5 protein-coding genes are annotated in these 4,409 nt (G+C 59.1%); 4 read left to right on the top strand and 1 reads right to left on the bottom strand.

All coding sequences use genetic code 11. From position 1 onward, the window contains the following. The 3 genes from ABFX19_RS14720 to ABFX19_RS14710 form a co-directional block, all read left to right on the top strand. A partial coding sequence (locus tag ABFX19_RS14720) for a DapH/DapD/GlmU-related protein (RefSeq protein WP_346028763.1) occupies nucleotides 1-303 on the top strand: 303 nt, incomplete at its 5' end. Next, entirely contained in the window at nucleotides 300-1,391 is a 1,092-nt protein-coding gene (locus ABFX19_RS14715) for a DegT/DnrJ/EryC1/StrS family aminotransferase (protein ID WP_346028762.1), read from the top strand. The genes ABFX19_RS14720 and ABFX19_RS14715, both read left to right, overlap by 4 nt. Further along, nucleotides 1,391-2,383 (top strand): Gfo/Idh/MocA family oxidoreductase, encoded by a 993-nt coding sequence (locus tag ABFX19_RS14710; protein WP_346028761.1) that lies wholly within the window; start codon nucleotides 1,391-1,393, stop codon nucleotides 2,381-2,383. Before ABFX19_RS14715 ends, ABFX19_RS14710 begins: the two co-directional genes overlap by 1 nt. A 56-nt stretch (nucleotides 2,384-2,439) precedes the next feature. Here the strand turns inward: ABFX19_RS14710 and wecB are convergent, their stop codons facing one another. After that, on the bottom strand, nucleotides 2,440-3,507 hold the full coding sequence (gene wecB / locus ABFX19_RS14705; RefSeq protein ID WP_346028760.1) for a non-hydrolyzing UDP-N-acetylglucosamine 2-epimerase: 1,068 nt from the start codon (nucleotides 3,505-3,507) through the stop codon (nucleotides 2,440-2,442). A gap of 72 nt (nucleotides 3,508-3,579) precedes the next feature. On the opposite strand from wecB, the gene ABFX19_RS14700 reads away from it, so the two are divergent. Then, complete coding sequence (locus ABFX19_RS14700) at nucleotides 3,580-4,296, top strand: hypothetical protein (protein WP_346028759.1); 717 nt, start codon at nucleotides 3,580-3,582, stop codon at nucleotides 4,294-4,296. The last annotated feature ends 113 nt before the right edge of the window (nucleotides 4,297-4,409 follow it).

Raw genomic sequence — 4,409 nt, 5'->3', positions numbered from 1 at the left:
AGCGCGCACGACTGGACGCCGGTCGGCGTCACGATCGAGGATGGTGCCTCGATTGGGGCGCGTGCGGTGTGTGTTGCTCCGGTGACTATCGGGGCGTGGGCGACGATTGCCGCCGGCGCCGTCGTCACCAAGGATGTTCCCGCCTATGGGTTGATGGCAGGAGTACCCGCGCGCCGTCTCGGCTGGGTAGGTAAGGCCGGTCACCCGCTCAAGGAACAGGACGGGTTGTGGGTCTGCCCCGAGACCGGCGAGAAGTACAGCGAAGCACACGGCACACTGGCACCAGTAGAGGATCAGAAATGAGCACAGGATTCATTCCGGCCGCGAAGCCGATCGTAGGAGATGAGGAGCGTGCTGCTGTTGATGCCGTGCTCGTCTCGGGCATGTTGGCGCAGGGCGCCGAAGTTGCCGAATTCGAGAAGGAGTTCTCGGACGTTCTCCTCGACGGTAGGGCCTCTGTTGCCGTGAACTCGGGTACGTCCGGGCTGCATCTCGGTCTGCTCGCCGCAGGTGTCGGACCGGGTGATGAGGTCATCGTTCCCTCCTTTACGTTTGCTGCAACCGCGAATTCGGTGGCGCTGACCGGCGCGACGCCTGTGTTTGCGGATATTGAGCTCGACCACTACTGCCTGGATATCGCGCATGTGGAGTCACTGATCTCCGATAAGACGAAGGGGATTATGCCGGTGCACCTATACGGACACCCGGCTAACGTTGTCGCGTTCCGCGAGCTTGTTGATGCCCGCGGGATCAAGCTGTTTGAGGACGCGGCTCAGGCTCATGGGGCTGCGCTGGGCGGACGAAAGGTTGGCACCTTCGGCGACTTCGCCATGTTCTCGCTCTACCCGACGAAGAACATGACCTCGGGCGAGGGCGGCATGGTGTCCACCGGTGACGCCACGGTTGAGCGGAACCTTCGTCTGCTGCGGAACCAGGGCATGGAGCGCCAGTACGAGAACGAACTCGTGGGATTCAACGCGCGCATGACCAACCTCCATGCCGCTATTGGGCGTGTCCAGCTGACCAAGGTGCTCGGCTGGACTGCCCAGCGGCAGGCCAACGCGAGGTTCCTTACCGATAATCTCGAAGGGGTTGGAACGCCGGCAGTGGCCGAAGGCGCTGAGCACGTGTACCACCAGTACACCATCCGTATTTCCGGTGACCGGGACGGCTTCGCGGCGGCTTTGAAGGATGAGTACAACATCGGCAGCGGTGTCTACTACCCGATCCCGAATCACCGGCTACCGTCCTTCGACCGGACCGAGGACCTGCCCAACACGGAGATCGCGGCACGGGAGGTGCTGTCCCTTCCGGTGCATCCTTCGCTCGATGAAGAGGATTTGGACCGGATTGTGACGGCAGTGAACAAGCTCGCGGGAGCGGGCGCATAATGGCGGATCTTCGCGTAGGCATTATCGGGTTGGGAATGATGGGCCGTCATCACGCTCGCGTCGCGCGTGAACTCGACGGCGTTCAACTGGTGGCGGTCGCGGATGCTTATGGTGATCCGCACGGAGTTGCTGGGGACTTGCCGTTGTGTGGGTCCGTTGATGAGCTGATCGCTCAGGGGATCGACATGGCCGTGTGCGCCGTACCTACGGGTCTGCACGAGGAAGTCGGTCTTGCCCTTGCGGCTGCAGGTGTGCACACGATGGTGGAGAAGCCGATCGCTTCCACCATTGAGGGCGGCGTGAAGCTGGCCGAGGCTTTCGAGGAAGCTGGCCTAGTGGGCGCGGTCGGGCACATCGAGCGGTTCAACCCGGCACTTCAGTCCCTGCGATCCCGCATCGAGAATGGCGATCTTGGAGATGTGTACCAGGTGGCTACCCGGCGTCAGGGTCCTTTCCCCTCCCGGATCGCAGACGTGGGCGTAGTGAAGGATCTCGGGACACATGACATCGATTTGACCGCCTGGTTGGCGCAGTCGCCCTACAAGTCGGTCTCCGCCCGGACGAGTACGCGCTCGGGGCGCCCGCATGAGGACATGGTGAGCGCGTCCTGCCAGCTCGCGAACGGCGTCATCACATCTCATCTGGTGAACTGGCTTTCGCCGATGAAAGAGCGGCTAACGGTGGTGACGGGGGAGATGGGTGCTTTCGTTGCTGATACTTTGACGGCCGACCTGACCTTCTATGAAAACGGAACAATCGACACCGAGTGGGAAGCCGTATCGAACTTCCGTGGGGTGAGTGAAGGCAACATCACCCGCCTAGCCCTCACGAAGCGCGAGCCGTTGAAGGCAGAGCATGAGGCGTTTCGCGACGCCGTCCTAGGAAAGCGCAACGATGTCGTTACCATGCGGGAGGGCCTCAACACTCTGCGGGTCGCTGAAGCGATGATTGAGTCATCGCGCACCGGGCAAATGGTGGACGTCACCGCGTGAATGCGCGGGTCATCCTAGCCACCAGGCTTTACCCACCAGAAGTCGGTGCCGCTGCTTTAGAAGCGATCAGTCCCTTCGAGTAGGACTGAGGCCACCTTCTGTGCAGCCTGTCCTGATCCGTAAGGTGTCGCGTCGGTAGCCGCAGGTATCGGACGGGTGACCGCAGCTCCCAATCGACTCAAGTCAGCTGACACAAGCGTGTTCCACCCTAGTTCGACTGTCTCAACCCACTCAGTCTCCGGCCTTATCGTTGTGCAGGGAACTCTCAGCAGGAACGCTTCTTTCTGCAGTCCTCCCGAATCTGTCACGACGCCCGCGGAGTTCTGAACGGCATTGACGAGTTGCGGATAAGCAAGTGGGTCGATTGATTGGAGGGAACCTTGATTAAGTGCGATGCCGTGCTTTTCCGCGAGTGTGCGAAGTCGCGGGTGCGCCAGGAGAAGCACAGGCTTCTCCAAGTTCGAGAGTTGCGCCACAATTGCGGCCAAACGAGCTGAATCGTCGGTATTGTCCGGACGATGAATCGTGGACACATAGTAGTCGCCCGAGTTCAGCCCGAGAGGGAGCTCCTCCTGTTTCGCTGTTACCGAATCCCGGGTCAGATAGAGCACGTCGGTCATAACGTCGCCGACTAGGACGCTGCGTTCGGCTAGCCCTTCGGAAGCTAGGTGCTTCATCGCAACTTTGGTTGGGGCCAGCAGCAGATCTGCCGCATGATCAGTGAGTACCCGGTTGTGCTCTTCCGGCATGCGCCGATTGAATGATCGCAAACCGGCCTCAAGGTGCGCGACTGGGATATGCATCTTCACCGCAGCAACTGCCGCGGCCAGAGTCGAATTTGTGTCTCCGTAAACCAGCACCCAATCCGGTTGAGATTGGTCCAATACCTCTTCCAGCCCGGTGAGCATGGCTGCTGTTTGTTGCCCGTGCCGCCCAGACCCTACGGCCAGATTGAAGGCCGGTGTCGGGATCCCAAGATCCTGAAAGAACACATCGGACATCAACTCGTCATAATGCTGGCCGGTATGCGCAATGAGGTGGTCGGCTTTGCCTTGCAGCGCAGAAGCGATTGGAGCCAATTTCACGAACTGAGGGCGCGCGCCGACCACGCTGAGAATACGCATGGCATTCACCTTACCGGGTTGTAAGAGGACCGCCTCTGGAATCACTGCGCTTGAGGCTTTGCCTAATCGAGTATGAGCGAGGAACTGAAGAGGCGAGATGGCGGAGGGTACATTCGGACTATGACTAAGGGTCCACAAGCAGGAAGAAAGAGGAAGGGACGTTGGCAGTGGGTGGTTGTATTGGCAGCGGTAGTGGCCATTGTGCCTGCCGTGATATTCGCTAGCTTCTCGGCAGCTAGTTACCTTGCGGGACTGACTACAACAAAAGCCACATTGATTGACATCCTGTGGCACAGGTATGTTGATTCTTCATCTAGAAATGAGAGTGAAAGGCCGCACGAGCAAATGGACAAGCCGCTGCACTACGACAGCAGCGACTCGAGCGAGATGGTTACAACACTCCCTGTTCCGGTCGCGGCTGATAAGACGCACAAACGGGTCGTCTTCTCCCTAGCCGTACCCGACCTCTCGTCGGGACATATTTTGCAGGTTATGGCTGAGTTTCAAGTCACGAATGACCTTGGCTACAATGTCATGTGCATGAGCCAGATCATCCTCGCAGAGAGTAAGACTTCGGTCTCGGGCACGGAAATTACTGAAGCAAACGGGCGAAACGTTACCCCGGCGGCACATCACGATAGTTTCCCGAAAATAGGTAGCGTGACTGTCACCACAACGGGTACGAAGTATGTGAACGTCGTAGCTTGGTGTGCAGCATCGAACGCCACAACAGGCGCGAGAATCACGGTAGACGCTGATTACGGGCGGCTCTCCGTTATCCGGTATTGATTCCTTGTGGTGGTTGGGTCCCCAGTTAGAAGTCCAGTGTCTGTGTGAGTTTCGTGTCCGAGAATGGACACAGGAGGAAATTCACGAATTATGGCACGCAGACACACCCCCGA

The organism is Arthrobacter parietis (genome assembly GCF_039530425.1).
Lineage (GTDB): Bacteria > Actinomycetota > Actinomycetes > Actinomycetales > Micrococcaceae > Arthrobacter_D > Arthrobacter_D parietis.
This window is presented reverse-complemented; position numbering and strand designations above follow the sequence as displayed.

Excerpts from the sequence above, each read along its gene's own strand:
- ABFX19_RS14715 (WP_346028762.1), top strand. The coding sequence starts at position 300 with ATGAGCACAGGATTCATTCCGGCCGCGAAGCCGATCGTAGGAGATGAG.
- ABFX19_RS14710 (WP_346028761.1), top strand. The coding sequence starts at position 1,391 with ATGGCGGATCTTCGCGTAGGCATTATCGGGTTGGGAATGATGGGCCGT.
- wecB (WP_346028760.1), bottom strand. The coding sequence starts at position 3,507 with ATGCGTATTCTCAGCGTGGTCGGCGCGCGCCCTCAGTTCGTGAAATTG.
- ABFX19_RS14700 (WP_346028759.1), top strand. The coding sequence starts at position 3,580 with ATGAGCGAGGAACTGAAGAGGCGAGATGGCGGAGGGTACATTCGGACT.